At 69.7% G+C, this 17,101-nt stretch carries 16 protein-coding genes; 5 read left to right on the top strand and 11 right to left on the bottom strand.

The annotated features are described in order from the left end of the window. Positions 1 to 14: 14 nt before the first annotated feature. Complete coding sequence (gene bla / locus NVS83_RS14295) at positions 15 to 902, bottom strand: class A beta-lactamase (RefSeq protein WP_258739921.1); 888 nt, start codon at positions 900 to 902, stop codon at positions 15 to 17. Between the two features lie 161 nt (positions 903 to 1,063). On the opposite strand from bla, the gene trkA reads away from it, so the two are divergent. From trkA to hflX, 5 genes are all read left to right on the top strand, one after another. Beyond that, positions 1,064 to 2,440 (top strand): Trk system potassium transporter TrkA, encoded by a 1,377-nt coding sequence (gene trkA / locus NVS83_RS14300; RefSeq protein ID WP_258734095.1) that lies wholly within the window; start codon positions 1,064 to 1,066, stop codon positions 2,438 to 2,440. A 10-nt stretch (positions 2,441 to 2,450) separates the two neighbouring features. Beyond that, positions 2,451 to 3,899 (top strand): TrkH family potassium uptake protein, encoded by a 1,449-nt coding sequence (locus NVS83_RS14305; RefSeq protein WP_258739922.1) that lies wholly within the window; start codon positions 2,451 to 2,453, stop codon positions 3,897 to 3,899. 13 nt (positions 3,900 to 3,912) lie between these two features. Then, entirely contained in the window at positions 3,913 to 4,773 is an 861-nt protein-coding gene (locus NVS83_RS14310) for a D-amino-acid transaminase (RefSeq protein ID WP_258739923.1), read from the top strand. Positions 4,774 to 4,957: 184 nt separating this feature from the next. Further along, entirely contained in the window at positions 4,958 to 5,209 is a 252-nt protein-coding gene (gene hfq / locus NVS83_RS14315) for an RNA chaperone Hfq (protein ID WP_192638390.1), read from the top strand. 1 nt (position 5,210) lies between these two features. Next, complete coding sequence (gene hflX / locus NVS83_RS14320) at positions 5,211 to 6,608, top strand: GTPase HflX (protein ID WP_258739924.1); 1,398 nt, start codon at positions 5,211 to 5,213, stop codon at positions 6,606 to 6,608. Position 6,609: 1 nt separating this feature from the next. Here the strand turns inward: hflX and mazG are convergent, their stop codons facing one another. The 10 genes from mazG to NVS83_RS14370 form a co-directional block, all read right to left on the bottom strand. Next, positions 6,610 to 7,458 carry a nucleoside triphosphate pyrophosphohydrolase gene (gene mazG, locus NVS83_RS14325; RefSeq protein WP_258739925.1) on the bottom strand — a complete coding sequence of 283 codons (849 nt, stop codon included), beginning with the start codon at positions 7,456 to 7,458 and terminating at the stop codon, positions 6,610 to 6,612. 121 nt (positions 7,459 to 7,579) lie between these two features. Further along, complete coding sequence (locus NVS83_RS14330; RefSeq protein ID WP_258739926.1) at positions 7,580 to 8,380, bottom strand: MBL fold metallo-hydrolase; 801 nt, start codon at positions 8,378 to 8,380, stop codon at positions 7,580 to 7,582. A 19-nt stretch (positions 8,381 to 8,399) separates the two neighbouring features. Then, positions 8,400 to 9,173, bottom strand: coding sequence for a TatD family hydrolase (locus tag NVS83_RS14335; RefSeq protein WP_258739927.1), 774 nt, complete (start codon positions 9,171 to 9,173; stop codon positions 8,400 to 8,402). Then, positions 9,170 to 10,726: a methionine--tRNA ligase gene (gene metG, locus NVS83_RS14340; protein WP_258739928.1), complete on the bottom strand. Its 1,557-nt coding sequence runs from the start codon at positions 10,724 to 10,726 to the stop codon at positions 9,170 to 9,172. The genes NVS83_RS14335 and metG overlap by 4 nt, the downstream gene beginning before the upstream one ends. A gap of 37 nt (positions 10,727 to 10,763) precedes the next feature. Beyond that, on the bottom strand, positions 10,764 to 11,795 hold the full coding sequence (locus NVS83_RS14345; protein WP_258739929.1) for a DNA polymerase III subunit delta': 1,032 nt from the start codon (positions 11,793 to 11,795) through the stop codon (positions 10,764 to 10,766). Next, positions 11,792 to 12,541 (bottom strand): dTMP kinase, encoded by a 750-nt coding sequence (tmk, locus tag NVS83_RS14350; protein WP_374115067.1) that lies wholly within the window; start codon positions 12,539 to 12,541, stop codon positions 11,792 to 11,794. The genes NVS83_RS14345 and tmk overlap by 4 nt, the downstream gene beginning before the upstream one ends. A 2-nt stretch (positions 12,542 to 12,543) precedes the next feature. Beyond that, the gene (locus NVS83_RS14355) at positions 12,544 to 13,770 is read right to left on the bottom strand and encodes a D-alanyl-D-alanine carboxypeptidase family protein (protein WP_258739930.1); all 1,227 of its coding nucleotides are present in this window, start codon (positions 13,768 to 13,770) and stop codon (positions 12,544 to 12,546) included. Between the two features lie 99 nt (positions 13,771 to 13,869). After that, positions 13,870 to 14,823 carry a septal ring lytic transglycosylase RlpA family protein gene (locus NVS83_RS14360; protein ID WP_258739931.1) on the bottom strand — a complete coding sequence of 318 codons (954 nt, stop codon included), beginning with the start codon at positions 14,821 to 14,823 and terminating at the stop codon, positions 13,870 to 13,872. 299 nt (positions 14,824 to 15,122) lie between these two features. After that, positions 15,123 to 16,430, bottom strand: coding sequence for an ABC transporter permease (locus tag NVS83_RS14365; protein WP_258739932.1), 1,308 nt, complete (start codon positions 16,428 to 16,430; stop codon positions 15,123 to 15,125). A 3-nt stretch (positions 16,431 to 16,433) separates the two neighbouring features. Beyond that, complete coding sequence (locus NVS83_RS14370) at positions 16,434 to 17,099, bottom strand: ABC transporter ATP-binding protein (protein WP_258739933.1); 666 nt, start codon at positions 17,097 to 17,099, stop codon at positions 16,434 to 16,436. Between the last annotated feature and the right edge of the window lie 2 nt (positions 17,100 to 17,101).

The following is a 17,101-nucleotide window of genomic DNA, read 5'->3' on the forward strand; positions in this document are numbered from 1 at the left end:
GAGGGGCGCCCGCCTCAGTCGGTGAGGAAATCCGCCGCCACCTGCGCCACCGAGGCGAACACCGCGTCGGTCTCCGCCTGCTTGAGGGTGACCTCCTTCATATAGGCGGCGATCACCACCGGGGCGCGGTCGGGCGGCCAGGCGATGGCGACGTCGTTGGCCGCGCCGGTCGTCGTGCCGGTCTTGTCGCCCGCCTTCCAGTCCTTCGGCAGGCCGGCGCGCAGGCGCTTGCCGCCGGTCTGGCTGGCGATCAGCCAGTCGGCGAGCTGCTGGCGCGAGCCGGGCTGGAGCACATCGCCGGTGACGAGGCGGCGCACGTCCTCGGCCATGGCCGCGGGGGAGGTGGTGTCGCGCCGGTCGCCGGGCTTCACGTCGTTGAGCGCGGTCTCCCAGCGGTCGAGCCGGCTGGTCTCGTCGCCGATGCGGCGGGCGAAGGCGGTCAGCCCCTCCGGCCCGCCGATCGTCTTCAGCATGAGGTTGCCGGCGGTGTTGTCGCTCAGCGTTATCGCCGCCTCGCAGATCGCTCCGAGGCTCATGCCCTCGCCGGCGTGCTTCTCCGTCGCCGGCGAATAGGCGACGAGGTCGTCCTTGCCGTAGGCGACGACGCCATCCAGCCGGTTCTTATGCGCGTCGACCCGCTCCAGCACCGCCGCGCCGGCCAGCAGCTTGAACGAGCTCAGCAGCGGGAATCGCTCGTCGGCGCGGTAGCCGACGCGGGTGCCCCAGGCGCAGTCGATGATGCAGACCCCGAGCTTCGCCCCGCCCGCCTTGCGCTCGATCGCCTGCAGCGCCGCGATCAGATCCGACGGGCCGGTGACGGCCGCGCCAGCCGGGCGCGCAAGGGAGGGAAGGGCGAGCGCGGCAAGGCCGCCGGTGACGAGCTGGCGTCGGTCGATCCGCATGGTGGAAGCCCCCAAGGTCAACATGCGCGAGATGATCAATATCGACGAGAAGCGTCTGCGGCCGCTCGCGAAGCTGCTATAGAGTGAATCGAACAAGGCAGGCCGATGGCAATCCGGCGGTATCGGGCGCCACCCGGCATCCGTTCGAACGAGGCGTTTTCATGAAGGTCGTCATTTGCGGCGCGGGGCAGGTCGGGTTCGGCATCGCCGAGCGGCTGGCCGCCGAGCAGAACGACGTTTCGATCATCGACACCTCGCCACGTCTCATCCAGGCCATTACCGATTCGCTGGATGTCCGCGGCTTCGTCGGCCACGGCTCGCATCCCGACGTGCTGGCGCGCGCGGGCATCGAGGCGGCGGACATGCTGATCGCGGTGACGCTGCATGACGAGGTGAACATGGTGGCGTGCCAGGTCGGGCACGCCCTGTTCGACGTGCCGACCAAGATCGCGCGCGTGCGGGCGCAGAGTTACCTGCAGGGCCACTGGCGCGACCTGTTCTCGCGCGATCACCTGCCGATCGACGTGGTGATCTCGCCCGAGGTCGAGGTGGGCGAGACGGTGCTGCGCCGCCTCTCGCTGCCGGGCGCCATCGACACGGTTAGCTTCGCCGACGGCGAGGTGGTGGTCGCCGGCGTGCTGTGCGAGGAAGACTGCCCGGTGCTGGACACGCCGCTGCGCCAGCTCACCGACCTGTTTCCCGACCTTCAGGCCGTGGTGGTCGCGGTGAACCGGAAGGGGCGGGTGTTCGTGCCCCACAGCGCCGACCAGCTCACGGCCGGCGATGTCGCCTATTTCGTCGCCCAGGGCGATCAGGTGACGCGCACGCTCTCCATCTTCGGCCATGACGAGCCGCCGGCGCAGCGCATCGTCATCTGCGGCGGCGGCAATATCGGCCTCTACGTCGCCCGCCAGCTCGAGGAGCGCAATCCGCGCGCGCGGCTGAAGATGATCGAGGCCGACCTCGACCGTTCCGAGGAGATCGCGCAGGAGCTCTCCCGCACCGTGGTGCTGCGCGGCAGCGCGCTCGACCGGACGATCCTGGAGGAGGCCACCGTCGATGCCGCCGACACGGTGATCGCCGTCACCAATGACGACCGGGTCAACATCCTCTCCTGCCTGCTGTCGCGCGAGCTCGGCGCCAAGCGCATGCTCTCGCTGCTCAACGACCCGGCCTATCCGGCCTTCGCACGCGGGCTCGGCATCGACGCCTATGTCAATCCGCGCCAGATCACGGTCTCGAAGATCCTCCAGCACGTGCGCAAGGGGCGCATCCGCGGCGTGCACTCGCTGGTGAACGGGCAGGGCGAAGTGATCGAGGCGGAAGCGCTGGAGACCTCGCCGCTGGTCGGCAAGCCGCTACGCGAGCTCGACCTGTTCGACGGAATGAGGATCGGCGCGGTGATCCGCGGCGGGCGCGTGCTGCTGCCCCGCGGCGACATGGTCATCCAGGCCCGCGACCGGGTGGTGATCTTCGCCCTCGCCGGCAAGGTGAAGCGGGTGGAGCAGCTCTTCCGCGTCAGCCTCGAATTCTTTTGAGCGCATGCCGATGATCGCAGTCGCCCGCCACAGTGCCGTCGCTGCCGGGGTGATGGCCGTCTTCCTCCTCATCGTCTCCCTCGGGGCGCTGTTGCGCAACGAGGCGGGGGCGGACGTCTACATCATGACGGCGCTGCTGACCGTGTTCGGCGCCGGCGCGGTGCATCTCGCCGTGCGCAATCGCGGCGGCCGGCTCGACCGGCGCGCCGCCTACAGTTTCCTGGTGCTGATGTGGGTGGGGGTGCCGGTGATCGCGGCCTTCCCGGTCGCCGCCACCACCTCGCTGTCGCCGATGCAGGCCTGGTTCGAGACCGTCTCCGCCTTCACCACCACCGGGGCGGTGCGGATCCACGAACTCGAGGACGTGCCGCGCGCGACGCTGGCCTGGCTGCTCACCCTGCAATGGGGCGGGGGACTGCTCACCCTCCTCGGCTTCGTGGCCGTGCTCGGCCCGGCGGGAATCGGCGGGCTGCCGGACCGGAGCATGCGGCTCGACCGCTTCGGTGGCACCGAAGCGCAGGAGATCGACGACGCGCTGCGGCAGGTGCTGCCGCTCTATCTCGGCGCGACGATCGCCTGCGCGCTGGCGCTGTTCGCGGTCGGCGTGCGCGGCTTCGACGCGATCGGCCTCGCCGGCGCCGCGCTGTCCACCGGCGGGCTGATGCCGGACGCGGACGGCATCCCCGCCTATGGGCATTTCTCGGTCAAGCTCGTCATGATGGCCTTCATGCTGGTGGGCGGCACCAGCGTGCTGTGGCACCGGCTGCTGCTGACGCGGCGCTTCCGGCTCGCCATGGGCCAGCAGGAGAACATTGCGCTGCTGGCGGTGTGCCTCGTGGTCGGCATCCTCGCGGCGTCGCTGCATTATGGCGGGCCGTTCGGCCACCTCTCGCTGCCGGTCGCCATCACGGACGGGCTGTTCACCGCCGTTTCGCTGGTCACCACCACCGGCGCGCAGCCCTATGGCGACGCCTTCGCCACGCTGCCTCTGGCGCTGGTGCTGGCGCTCATCTTCATCGGCGGCGCCACCTTCTCCACCACCGGCGGAATCAAGATGTACCGCGCCGGCATCATGATGCTGCAGAGCTTCCTGGAGCTCGAGCGGCTGGTCCAGCCCCATGCGGTGCGCATGCGCAAGCTCGGCCAGCAGAACGTCTCGCTGCAGATGATGAAGGGGATCTGGATCATGTTCGGCGTCGCCTGCACGGTGACGGCGGCGCTGACGGCGGCGGTCTCGCCCGCCATGCCGAGCTTCGCGGCCGCCTTCGTCGCCGTGATGTCGGCGATGTGCAATATCGGGCCGGTCTACGCCACCGGCTGGCCGGATGCGGGAAATTGGCCCGAATGGAGCACATTGCCGGCCTATGCGCAGATAATATTGGCGCTCGCCATGATTCTCGGCCGGCTGGAGATACTCGTCGTGCTCGGCCTCGCGAATTTCACGCTCTGGCGGCGGTAAGTTGGGGACGACCATGTCGCGCATCGCCTATGTAAACGGACAGTACGTACCGCACGATCAGGCGGCCGTGCATATCGAGGACCGCGGCTACCAGTTCGCCGACGGCGTCTATGAGGTCTGCGAGGTGACCGGCGGGCGGCTGGTGGACGAGCGGCGCCACATGGCGCGGCTCGTGCGCTCGCTCGGCGAGATCCGCATCGCCATGCCGATGCCGCTCGCCGCGCTCGGCGTGGTGCTGCGCGAGACGATCCGGCGCAACCGGGTGCATGACGGCTTCGTCTATCTTCAGGTCACGCGCGGCGTCGCCCGCCGCGACCACTATTTCCCCGATCCCTCCACGCCGCCCTCGATCGTGGTCACCGCCCGCGCCGCCGATCCGCGCAAGGCGGACGCGCAAGCGCTGCAGGGAATCGCGGTGATCACCACGCCCGACAATCGCTGGGGCCGCGTCGACATCAAGACCGTCGGCCTGCTGCCGAACGTGCTCGCCAAGCAGGCGGCGAAGGAGGCCGGCGCGCGCGAGGCGTGGTTCGTCGACGCCGAGGGCAGGGTCACCGAAGGCGGCTCAACCAATGCCTGGATCGTCACGCAGGACGGCAAGCTCGTCACCCGGCAGGCAGACAACGCGATCCTGCGCGGCATCACCCGCACGGTGATGATGGAGGTGGCCGAGAAGCTCCAGCTCCGCGTCGAGGAGCGCGCCTTCACCGTGCCGGAGGCGCTGGCGGCGAAGGAGGCGTTCGTGACCTCGGCCACCAATTTCGCCATGCCGGTGGTACGAATCGACGGCAAGCCGGTCGGGGAGGGCAGGCCGGGCCCGGTGGCGCGGGCGCTGCGCGAGCATTTCCACGAGACCGCGGAAATCACCGGATGACGCGGTGCGGCGGGCTATGGCGCACTGCCATATCAATGTCACGAAAGCATCTTGCGCGACGATCATGGTGTGCGATGCTATAATCGCACGTCTTCGTCGATGTTCGTCCCCGGACGGGACGCAACGGAGACGAGGATAACCGCGCCGACTTACGAGCAACAACAAACAAACGGATCAAAAAAATATGGCCGCGGAACGGTCCCAGAATCTCCAGGACACCTTCCTCAATCACGTCCGCAAGAACAAGACGCCACTCACGATCTTCCTCGTCAATGGCGTCAAGCTCCAGGGGGTCGTCACCTGGTTCGACAATTTCTGCGTGCTGCTGCGCCGGGACGGGCATTCGCAGCTCGTCTACAAGCACGCCATCTCCACCATCATGCCCGGCCATCCGGTGCAGCTGTTCGAGCCGGACGAGACCGCGGAGAAGGGCTGAGTTGGAACTGAAGGGCAGCCGGCGCTCGCCAGCCGGCCGCACCGCCGGGCTTCCCGCCGACGACACGACGAGGGGCGACGCGACCCGCGTGGTGGTGATCGTTCCGAACCTGACGCGGCGGAGCGCCGAGGAGGAGACTCCCCGGCGTGCGCCAGAGGCACGCCTCGACGAGGCGGTCGGGCTGGCCCTCGCCATCGATCTCGACGTTGTCGCCAGCCTTGTCGTCGGGCTGAGCCAGATCCGCCCGGCGACGTATCTTGGTACCGGCAAGGTCGAGGAGATCGCCGGGCTGGTGCGTGCCGAGGAGGCGGGGCTCGTCTTCGTCGACGCGCCGCTGAGCCCGGTGCAGCAGCGCAACCTCGAAAAGGCGTGGTCGGCGAAGGTCATCGACCGCACGGCGTTGATCCTTGAGATCTTCGGCCAGCGCGCCCGCACCAAGGAGGGCGTGCTGCAGGTTGAACTCGCCCACCTCAACTACCAGCGCAGCCGGCTGGTGCGTTCCTGGACCCATCTGGAGCGCCAGCGCGGCGGCTTCGGCTTTCTCGGCGGTCCCGGCGAGACACAGATCGAGGCCGACCGCCGGCTCATCGGCGAGCGCATCATCAAGATCGAGCGCGAGCTGGAGCAGGTGAAGCGCACCCGCGCCCTGCACCGCGCCAGCCGCAAGAAGGTGCCGTATCCGGTGGTCGCGCTGGTCGGCTACACCAATGCCGGCAAGTCGACCCTGTTCAACCGGCTGACGCGCGCAGAGGTGAGGGCGCAGGACCTGCTCTTCGCCACGCTCGACCCGACCCTGCGCGCGGTGCAGCTTCCCGGCGGCGAGCGCGTCATCCTCTCCGACACGGTGGGCTTCATCTCCGACCTGCCGACCCAGCTCGTCGCCGCCTTCCGCGCCACGCTGGAAGAGGTGATCGAGGCCGATCTGATCCTTCACGTGCGCGACGTGTCGCACGAGGACACTGAGGCGCAGGCCCACGACGTGGCGCAGGTGCTGGCGGATCTCGACATCGACCCGGACGACCATCACCGGCTGATCGAGGTGTGGAACAAGATCGACCGGCTCGACGAGGACGGCCGGGCGGGCCTGTTCAACACCGCGTCGCGTCGCGAGGGCGAGGCGCGGCCGATCCCGGTCTCGGCGCTGACGGGGGAGGGCATGGACGCCCTGCTCTCGGCCATCGCCACCCGGCTCGGGCGCGACCGCACGGTGCTCGGCGTCGAGCTCGAGGCCACCGATGGCAGCGGGCTGAGCTGGCTCTACCGCCACGCCGAGGTGCTGGAACGGCGCGAGGATGCCGAGGGACGGCTGCACCTCGCTGTGCGCGTGCCGCACGATCGCGCCGATCACATCCGGCATCGCTTCGGCGCGCGCCGCGTCACCGTGCAGGGCGCGGCCTGAGCTATTCCGTGCCTTTGGCGGTGCCCGTGGCGGCCGTTTTCGCGGCCTGCCAGTGCGCTTCCATCTCGTCGAGCGTCGCCTCGCGCGGCGTGCGGCCCTCGCGCGCGAGCTGGTCCTCGATATAGGCAAAGCGGCGCGCGAATTTCGCGTTGGTGCCGCGCAGCGCCGCCTCCGCGTCGACGTCGAGATGGCGGGCGAGATTGGCCATGGCGAAGAACAGGTCGCCGACCTCGGCCGCCGCAGCCGCCTGGTCGCCGCGGTCGATCTCGGCCTCGACCTCGTCGACCTCCTCGCGGATCTTCGCCAGCACGAGGCGCGCATCCGCCCAGTCGAAGCCGACCGTCGCCGCCTTGGCCTGGAGCCTTGCGGCGCGGGCGAGGGCGGGGGTGCCGGCCGGCACCCCGTCCAGCGTGCGGCCCTGCGCCGGCTCCGGCGGCAGGCCGGCCCGTGCCCGGCGCGCGGCGCGCTCCGCCTTCTCCTCGGCCTTGATCTCCGCCCACGCCGCGTTGACCGCCTCGACGTCGCGCCCATGCTTGTCGCCGAACACGTGCGGGTGGCGGCGGATCATCTTGGTGGTGACGGCGGTGACGACGTTACCAAAATCGAACGCGCCGCGCTCCTGTGCCATGCGGGCGTGGAACACGACCTGCAGCAGCAGGTCGCCCAGTTCGTCGCACAGATCCTCCAGGTCGCCGCGCGCGATCGCGTCGGCCACCTCGTAGGCTTCCTCGATCGTGTAGGGCGCGATGGAGGCGAAGTCCTGCTCGAGGTCCCACGGGCAGCCGGTTCCGGGCGTGCGCAGCGCGGCCATGATCTCGATGAGGCGGGAAATGTCCCGGGAAGGCGTCATGTGCGGTTCTCCGGTTTCCGGCATCCACGATTCGCAGAAGACATATTATGGAAATTACTGTTGAACCCGATATGGGCGCCGGGCATAGTTCCGTACATGAGAGACAGCCGCCAACAGCCTGTCAAATCGTGATTTTCAGGCCGTCATAGGCGGCGACGATGCCCTCCGGCAGGCCACGCGACACGGTCGCATAGTCGAGGTCGGTGTGCATGTTGGTCAGCACGGCGCGGCGCGGCTTCATGCGCGCGATCCAGCCCAGCGCCTCGCTCAGCGAGAAATGCGTCGGATGCGGCGTGATGCGCAGCGCGTCGACGATCCACATGTCCAGGCCTTCGAGATGATGCAGGCTTTCGTCCGGCAGGTCGTGCAGGTCGCTCGAATAGGCCAGCCCGGCGATGCGGAAGCCGTAGGAGATGATGTTGCCGTGATACTGCTGGAACGCCGTCGCCTCGATCGGCCCGCCGGGCCCGTCGACGCGGATGGTGTCGCCGTTTCGGAAACGGTGCTCGGCGAGGATCGGCGGATAGTCGCTGCCGGGCGGCGTCTCGAAGCAGTAGCCGAAGCGCTGGTGCAGCACCGCCGAGGTCTCGGCGTCGACATGCACGTTGATGCGCCGGCGGTGCATGATGGTGAGCGGGCGCAGATCGTCGATGCCGTGGGTGTGGTCGGCATGCTCATGGGTGAAGAGCACGCCGTCGAGCCGGTCGACGCCGACGCCGAGAAGCTGCTCGCGCAGGTCCGGCGAAGTGTCGATGAGGACTCGCGTGGGTTGTACTTCCCCATCGGCAAATCGCTCGACGAGGAGCGAGCAGCGCCGGCGGCGGTTGCGCGGCTCGTCCGGATCGCAGGCCCCCCACCCCTGCCCGACTCGCGGCACCCCGCCCGAGGAACCGCAGCCGAGAATGGTGAAGACATAAGCCATGCGCCGGATTCGTCCTTGGCTAGTGCGCCCGCGCGAACAGGCGGAAAAAATTCCCAGTGGTCAGCGCCGCGATCTCCTCGCGGGAGACGCCGCGCGCCTCGGCCAATATACGGGCCGTCTCGACCACATAGGAAGGCTCGTTGCGCTTGCCGCGCCAGGGATTGGGCGCGAGATAGGGCGCGTCGGTCTCCACCAGCAGCCGCTCCGCCGGCAGGCCCGCCGCGATCTCGCGCAGCGGCGCGCCGGACTTGAAGGTCAGTATGCCGGAGAAGGACACGTAGCCGCCAAGCGCCACGGCGCGCCGGGCGAGCTCCGGCCCGGCGGTGAAGCAGTGCAGGACGAAGGAGAACGCCCCGCGGCCGGTCTCGTCCTCGAGGATCGCCGCCACGTCGTCGTCCGCCTCGCGGGCATGGATGACCAGCGGCAGGCCGGTGCGCCGCGCCGCCTCGATGTGGAGCCGAAAGCCGGCCGCCTGCGCCTCGCGCGGGGCAGAGTCGTAGTGGTAGTCGAGCCCCGCCTCACCGATGGCCACAACCCTCGGATGGTCCGCCTCGGCGAGCAGCTCGTCCAGCGTCACGTCGGCTTCCTCGCCCGCATTGTGCGGATGGGTGCCGACCGAGCAGAACACGTCGTCGAAGCGCTCGGCGATCGCCCGCACCTGCGCCGAGCGGCGCACGCGGGTGCCGATCGTCACCATGCGCCCGACCCCGGCGGCGCGGGCGCGCTCGACCACGGCGTCGAGTTCGTCCGCGAAATCGGGGAAGTCGAGATGGCAGTGGCTGTCGACGATCATGCCGAGCTCGAAGTCTCGGGTTCGACGTAGCGCGGGAAGACCGCCGCGGGGGCAGGGAACACCGTGCCGCCCGCCAGCCGACCGCCCTCCCCCAGGCTTGCGAAGTCGCGCGCATCCGCCGGAATAGCGAGCAGGTCCAGCAGCTTGGTGGCGCCGGCCGGCACGAAGGGTTGCGCCAGCACGCCGACCTGCCGGATCACCTCGGCCGTCGTCCACAGCACGGTGCCGAAGCGCTCGGGATCGCTCTTGCGCAGTTCCCAGGGCGCGGCGGTGGCGAAGTAGCGGTTGGCCTCCGCGACCACGGCCCAGATCTCCGCCAGCGCGTGGTGAAGCTGCTGCTGCTCCATCGCCGCCCTCACCTTTCCGGCCAGCGCATCGGCCGCGGCGAGCATTGCCGCGTCGTCCGGCGACAGAGGTCCGGGCGCCGGCAGCGTGCCGCCGAGATTCTTGGCGATCATGGACAGCGAGCGCTGCGCGAGATTGCCGAGGTCGTTGGCGAGATCGGCATTGGTGCGCGCGACGATCGCCTCGTGGCTGTAGGAACCGTCCTGGCCGAACGGGATCTCGCGCAGCAGGAAGTAGCGCAGCGCGTCGACGCCATAGGCCTTCGCGAGGTCGAACGGATCGATCACGTTGCCGACCGACTTCGACATCTTCTCCCCGCGATTGTGGATGAAGCCGTGCGCGAACACGGTCTTCGGCGGCGCGACACCGGCCGACATCAGGAAGGCGGGCCAGTAGACCGCGTGGAAGCGGATGATGTCCTTGCCGATGACGTGCAGGTCCGCCGGCCAGAAGCGCTCGAAGCTGGCGCTGTCCGTCTGCGGATAGCCGACGCCGGTGATGTAGTTGGTGAGCGCGTCGACCCACACATACATCACATGCGCCGGGTCGTCCGGCACCGGGATGCCCCAGGTGAAGGTGGTGCGGCTGATGGAGAGGTCCTGCAGACCGCCCTTCACGAAGCTCAGCACCTCGTTGCGCCGCACGTCGGGGCGGATGAAGTCCGGGTGCGCGGCGTAGTAGTCGAGCAGCTTCTGCTCATAGGCGGAGAGGCGGAAGAAGTAGCTCTTCTCCTCGGTCCATTCGACCGGCGTGCCCTGCGGGCCGAGGCGCGTGCCGTCCTGGTCGACGATGGTCTCGTCCTCGGCGTAATAGGCCTCGTCGCGCACCGAGTACCAGCCGGAATAGGCGCCGAGATAGATGTCGCCCGCCTCTACCATCCGGCGCCAGATGGCCTGGCTGGAGACGATGTGGTCCTCATCCGTGGTGCGGATGAAGCGGTCGTAATCCACGCCAAGAAGCGCGTCCATCTCCTTGAAGCGGTTCGCGTTCTTCGTCGCCCATTCGAGCGGCGCGAGGCCCTGCTTCTCGGCGGTTTGCGCCATCTTCAGCCCGTGCTCGTCGGTGCCGGTCAGGAAGAACACGTCGTAGCCGTCGAGCTTCTTGAAGCGGGCGAGCGCGTCGGTCGCGATCTTCTCATAGGCATGGCCGATATGAGGAGCGCCGTTCGGGTAGTCGATCGCGGTGGTGATGTAGTAGGCGGGTTTCACGCGGGTGTTCCTGCGGCACGGCCGGCCCCCGGAGCTGTCACGGGCGGACGGCCTCGTTGAGCGTCGCGAAGATCCTGAAGACGAGGGTCTTGCGGTCGAGATTGTAGACGTCGGCGTCGACCGCGGCGCGGCGAACCTTGTCCCACACCTCCGGCAGCCGTGCAAGGAGCAGGGACGGGCTCTGGCGGCGGCCGGTGGCGTGGTCGGAGATCCATCCCTCCACCGTGGAGACGAAGCTTTCCAGCGCCCCTCCCCGGTCGCCCTGCAGGCTGTCGCCGAGCGCATGCAGCGCCTTGGGGTCGACCGCCGGCAGCGTGTCGAGCAGCTCCGACGTGCGGCGCCTCACCACCAGCCCCTCGCCCGAGAGCAGCGTCAGCGCGGCGCGCACGCTGCCCTCACTGGCCTCGGCCGCCTCCTCGAAGCGGCTGCGGTCGAGGTCGGGCATATCCGGGGCGAGATCCTCCAGCGCCGCCGCCACCTCGTCCGGCGCCAGCCCGCGCAGCGCCACCATGCGGCAGCGCGAGCGGATGGTCGGCAGGAGCCGGCCGGGGGCGTGGCTGACCAGCAGGAACAGCGCGCGCTCCGGCGGCTCCTCCAGCGTCTTCAGCAGCGCGTTCGCGCCCTGCGCGTTCATCTCGTCGAGCGTGTCGACGATACACACGCGCCAGCCGCCCAGCGCCGCCGTCGAGCCGAAGAAGCTGCGCACGCGGCGCACCGTCTCGGCGGGGATCATCGAGGGCAGCCGGCCGCTGTCGTTCGCCGTCCGGCGCAGCACCAGCAGGTCCGGATGCGACAGCGCCGCGACCTGCCGCGCCGCCGGATGGGACGGGTCGACGTCCAGCTCGTGCGCGGGCGCCGTGCCGCCGGCGAGCACGAAGCGCGCGACCTGATAGGCGAAGGTCGCCTTGCCGATGCCTTCCGGCCCGCCGATCAGCAGCGCGTGCGGCAGCCGCCCGGCATCCCACGCCTCGCGCACCATGGCGCGGGCCTCGTGATGGCCAATCAACCCGTGGCGCTCGCGCGGGGCGGGTGCGCCGGGCAGGCGGTCCGCTTCGGGCGTGTCGCTCATGGGGAGGCTCCGCCAGCCGCCGTGCCGAGCGGCAGCCGCGCGCTTACCGCCTGCCAGACCGCCTCGGCGACCGCCTCGGCATCCTGGCGCCCGTCGACCAGCACGCAGCGCTCGGGCTCGCGCTCGGCGAGCTCGCGGAACGCCTCGCGCAGCCGGCGGTGGAAGCTCAGCCCCTCGCTCTCGAAGCGGTCGGCCGGCCCGCCGGAACGGGCAGCCGCCCGCGTCAGCCCCTCCTCCGCCGGAACGTCGAGAATGATCGTCAGGTCCGGCCGGGTCGGGCCCACGGTCACGGCCTCCAGCTTGGCGATCAGCCGGGCATCCACGTCACCGACCGCGCCTTGATAGACGCGCGTGGAATCGGCGAAGCGATCCGAGATCACCCAGGCGCCGCGCTCCAGCGCCGGGCGGATGGTGACGTCAAGATGGTCGGCGCGGGCGGCGGCGAACAGCGCCGCCTCGGCGAGCGGACCGAGCGGCTTGGCGGCGCCCGACAGCAGCAGATGGCGCACGATCTCCGCGCCCGGCGAGCCGCCGGGCTCGCGCGTCGTCACCACCTCGATGCCGAGCGCCTGCAGCCTCTCGCCGAGCCGACGCACCTGCGTCGACTTGCCGGCCCCCTCGCCGCCTTCGAAGGTGATGAAGCAGCCGCGCCGGCCGGACCGGCGTGCGGCAGGCCGGGCCGCGGAACGCGCGGCAGGTCGGACGGCAGGTCGGACTCCTGCGGAACTGGCTTTACCGGTGGGCATAATCAGCTTGTCAGTTTCGCGTAGCCTTGGCGGATCAGGTTGACCATCAGTTCATACGCCCCGTCCATGGCCCGCCGCCAGAGCGGGCCGCGCGGCACCGACTCGGCGGCGACCAGCGGCACCTGCAGGGCAAGTTGGTCGCCGCGATAGACGTCGAGCCGGGCGACCTCATCGCCCTCGGTCACCGGCGCCGGGATCGGCCCCTGGAAGCGGATGCGCGCAGTCACCCGCTCGTTCCCATCGCGCGGCACGACGATGCGGATCGGGCCGGTGCCGGTCAGCGGTGCACCGCCGCGCGCGCCGCCATAGAGCGTCGCCTCGCCGACGATCTGACCGGGCTTGAACAGGAGCCGCGTCTCGAACGAACGGAAGCCCCATTCGAGCAGCTTGCGTGCGTCCTCGGCGCGGTCCTTTGCGGTCTTGTCGCCCATGATCACGACGATCAGCCGCTGGTCGTTCTGCACCGCCGAGCCGACGAGGTTGTAGCCGGCATCTTCCAGATAGCCGGTCTTCAGCCCGTCCGCCCCGAGGCTCATGCCGAGCAGCGGATTGCGGTTGTTCTGGCGGATCTTGTTCCAGGTGAAGCTGGTCTCGCCATAGATCGCGTAGAACTGCGGGTAGTTGCGGATGATGTAGGCAGCGAGCTTCGCCATGTCCCGCGCCGTGGTCACCTGGTCGGGAGCGGGCAGGCCGTTCGAATTGCGGAAGACCGAGTTGGTCATGCCGATGCGCTTGGCTTCCTCGTTCATCCTGGTCGAGAAAGCGAGCTCGTTGCCGGCGAGCCCTTCCGCCAGCACGATGGCGGCATCGTTGCCCGACTGGATGATCACCCCGCGCATCAAGTCGCTGACCTTGATCGAGCTCTTCAGCGCCGCGAACATGGTCGAGCCGCCCGAGGGCGCTCCGCCGCGCCGCCACGCATATTCGCTCACGGTGTATTCGGTGTCGGGGGTGATGCGCCCTTCCTTGATCTCGCGGAACACGACCGCCATCGTCATGAGCTTGGCGAGGCTCGCCGGCGCGCTCTGGATGTCGGCGCCACGCTCGAACAGGACGCTGCCGCTCTCATAGTCGAGCAGGATCGCCTGAGGTGCGGAGATGTTGGGGGCTTCGGTCTGGGCGAACGCGGCAGCGCCGGGCAGAAGCAGCCGGGCGGCGAGCAGCACAAGCGTGAAAGAGAGCACGCGCGCCGAGCGGGCGATGACACCAGGGTTAGCTGTGCACATCATGCTCGTCGGCCCTCCCTGCCCCATCGCAGAGTTATCAGCCGACGGCGGCTCCCGCAATGCAGGTCCCGTCAGGGACGCGTAAGTAAATACCGCCAGGGATCAGTAGAGGCCGCGACCGCTGCCGACCGGCGTGACGACCGCTTCGGAGGCATAACCCATGGCGGGCTGCGCACCCACGACCCAGCCTGCCGGCGGCGCCGAGGGGTCCATCTCGATCTGCGGAGCGGGAACGCTCGCCACCCGCACCGGGCGCGGCTTGGCGACCGGCTCGGGAACCGCGACCGCCACCGCGCGCGGCTTGCTCGGAACATAGGCCGGACGTGCATCGGCGACCGCCGGGCCCGACTCGCCGAGATCGAACGGCCGGCTGGGCGGCAGCGGCACATTGGCCGGCGCGGACGCGACATGGCCCGGCAGCGGGCCGGCCGAAGCCACCATCACGCTCGGCGCCGGGGCCTCGCCGTTCTGGCGGAAGGTCGCGGCGAGCTGGACGTCGCTGGAGCCTTCCAGCGGCGCAGGGCCGAGATATTCCATCTGAACCCGGGCGGTGCCCTTGCTCTTGAAGCCGAGCATGTCGGCGGCGCGGCGCGACACGTCGATCATGCGGTTGCCGTGGAAGGGACCACGGTCGTTCACGCGCACGACCATGGAGCGGCCGTTGCCGAGATTGGTCACGCGGACATAGGACGGCAGCGGCAGTGTCGGGTTGGCCGCGGCGATCGCGTCCATGTCGAACACTTCGCCATTGGCGGTCAGGCGGCCGTGGAAGTCGTCGCCATACCAGGAGGCCAGACCCTGGGCCTTGTAGCCCTTGGGCGGAACGCGCGGGGTATAGGTCTTGCCGGCGACGACATAGGGCTTGCCGACGCTGTATACGCCGCCGCCCTTGGGAACCGGCTGGCCCGGCTCGACCACACGCGGGCTGGCCGCGACGCCATATTTGGGATCGATCTTGCTGGAAAGCTTCGAGCCGCTGCAATTGGCGGCAAGGAGGCCGACACCGCACAGCAACACCGCACGGCCAAGGCCGGAAAGGACTTTACTTGCCGGCATGCCACCGGCAACCCAAGCGAGAGCTGGTTTCGTCCCCATGCACCCCGACCACTTCGCGTGCCCCTCACCCTTCACGGCACCCGAGAGATGCCGAAAGCCGGGCGAAGCGCGCCTCAACTCAGATCGCAGGCCCCTTACCTGCGACCCCACTCCATGTCGCACAAAAGGCTGCCCGAGTGGGGCGAAAATGCGGCGCACATTACATTATGGTAAAGAAGCCGTAACCTACCGGTAGGGAACCGAAAAACCCGGCACCTTCCGGGGCTTGTGTGCGCCGGAAGCCTCGGAATCGCGCATTTTCAGCCCCTGAGCGCGATCGCTGGCGGCTGGCGGTAGGCCAGCAGAGCCGGCAGGCTGGCGATGATTCCCGTCACGAGAAGCAGCAATCCGAGCCGGAACAGGTCCGCCGGCTCGAAGGTCACCGGCAGCGTGATGCCGCTCGCCGCGGTGAAGGCGGTCGACAGCGCGCGCGCCGCGCCGTAGCCGACCGCGAAGCCGAGGCACAGTCCGACGCCGATGATCGCGAACGCCTCCGACCATACGATGGCGAAGATCGCATGGCGCGGCGCCCCGAGCGCCCGCAGCGCCCCGATCTGGCGCCGGCGCTGGAGGATGTGCACCGTGACCACCAGCAGGATCGCCGCGCCGACCAGCGCCTGCGCCCCGGTCGCCACCATGGAGAGGATGAAGCGCACGTCGCCCAGCGTGCCGTAGAGGCGGGTGAGGACCTCGCCCGGGAAGACCGCGACCGTGCGCTCGCTGCGATATTGCTGGCGCAGCTTGTAGGCGTCCGAGATCGAGGCCGGCTTCACCACGATCGCCGGCAGGCCGGGCGCGCCGGCATCGGCGACGGCGGCCGGATCGACCGCCGCGCCGAAGCCGAGCGCATCGTGCCCGTCTTCCTCGCCGCCGCCGGCGGGCGTGAAGAAGGAATGCGGCCCGGCTTGGCCCGGCTGCCCCTCGCTGGCCCCCTGCCCCTCGCCCTGCCCGCCATGCTCCTCATGTTCCTCGTGGCGATGCAGGTTCCACACCGCCTGGATCGGCACCAGCACGGCGCGGTCCCATGGCGTTCCGGTCGGCTTCAGCCGGCCCACCACGTGGTAGCTCGCCTCGGTATGGACACCGCCCGGACCACCGACCTGCCCGTGCTGGGGATGGAAGCGGTCGCCCGGCCGCATGCCGACGCTGGCGCCGATCACCGCGTCGCCGATGTGCTCGAAGCTGCGCCCCTCGGATACGCCGCCCACCCCTTCGACGAGCGCCGCCGTGGTGCCGACGATCGGGCTACCCTCGACGAAATCGCCGAAGCCGACCGGTGCCGCCCAGGCGACACGCGGGTCGGCGACGAGCCCGGCGAGGACACTGCCGGGCATCAGCGGCAGCGGCGCGGCCTGCAGGAACACCGAGGACAGAACAAGCTGGGTCTCGCTGCCCGGCGCCCCGATGACGAGGTCGAACGCGTCGGCGGCGCGGGCACTGCCGAGCCGGAGCGCGCGCTCCTGCAGCGTCACCACCACGCCGAGCGCGGTGGCCAGCGCAACGATGAGCGTGATCGCGACGACGCCCGCCCAGTGACGCCTCAGATCGGCGAGGATGAAGCGGAACATGGCTCAGCCCTCCAGCCGGCCGCCATCGAGGCGCAGCACGCGCCCGAGATGGCCGACGAGGCGCGGATCGTGGGTGGCGACGATCAGCGTGGCGCCGACCTCGCGGGCGAGGCCGGTCAGCAGATCGGCGACGGCCGCGCCGGCGTCACCATCGAGGCTCGCGGTCGGCTCGTCGGCGACGATGATGCCGGGATGGGCAAGCAGCGCGCGCGCCACGGCGACCCGCTGCATCTGGCCGCGCGACATGGTCTCGACCGGCTGGTCGAGCCGGGCGATGCCGACCCGCTTGAGCAGGCGCCGCGCCTCCTCCTTCGCGCCCTTCGCCAGGCGGAAGCGCGCGAGCCGCTGCGGCAGCAGCACGTTCTCGATCGCGGAGAGGCCGGGGAACAGGTGGAAGTCCTGCATGACGAGGCCGACATTGGCGGCGCGCCAGCGGTCGCGCGCGCCCTCGCCCAGCGTCGCGAGATCGGTGCCCTCCCAGTCGACATGGCCGTGGCGGACCCGCTCGAGGCCGGTCAGCACGTTGATCAGCGTGGTCTTGCCGCAGCCGGAAGGGCCGGTCAGCGCCACCTGCTCGCCCGAGCGCAGCTCGAGCCCGGGAATTTCCAGCGCCGGCCGCTCTAGCCCGGGGAAGCGCACTTCAAGGTCGCGCAGCGTGAGATCGGCCATGG

The organism is Ancylobacter mangrovi (genome assembly GCF_024752335.1).
Lineage (GTDB): Bacteria > Pseudomonadota > Alphaproteobacteria > Rhizobiales > Xanthobacteraceae > Ancylobacter > Ancylobacter mangrovi.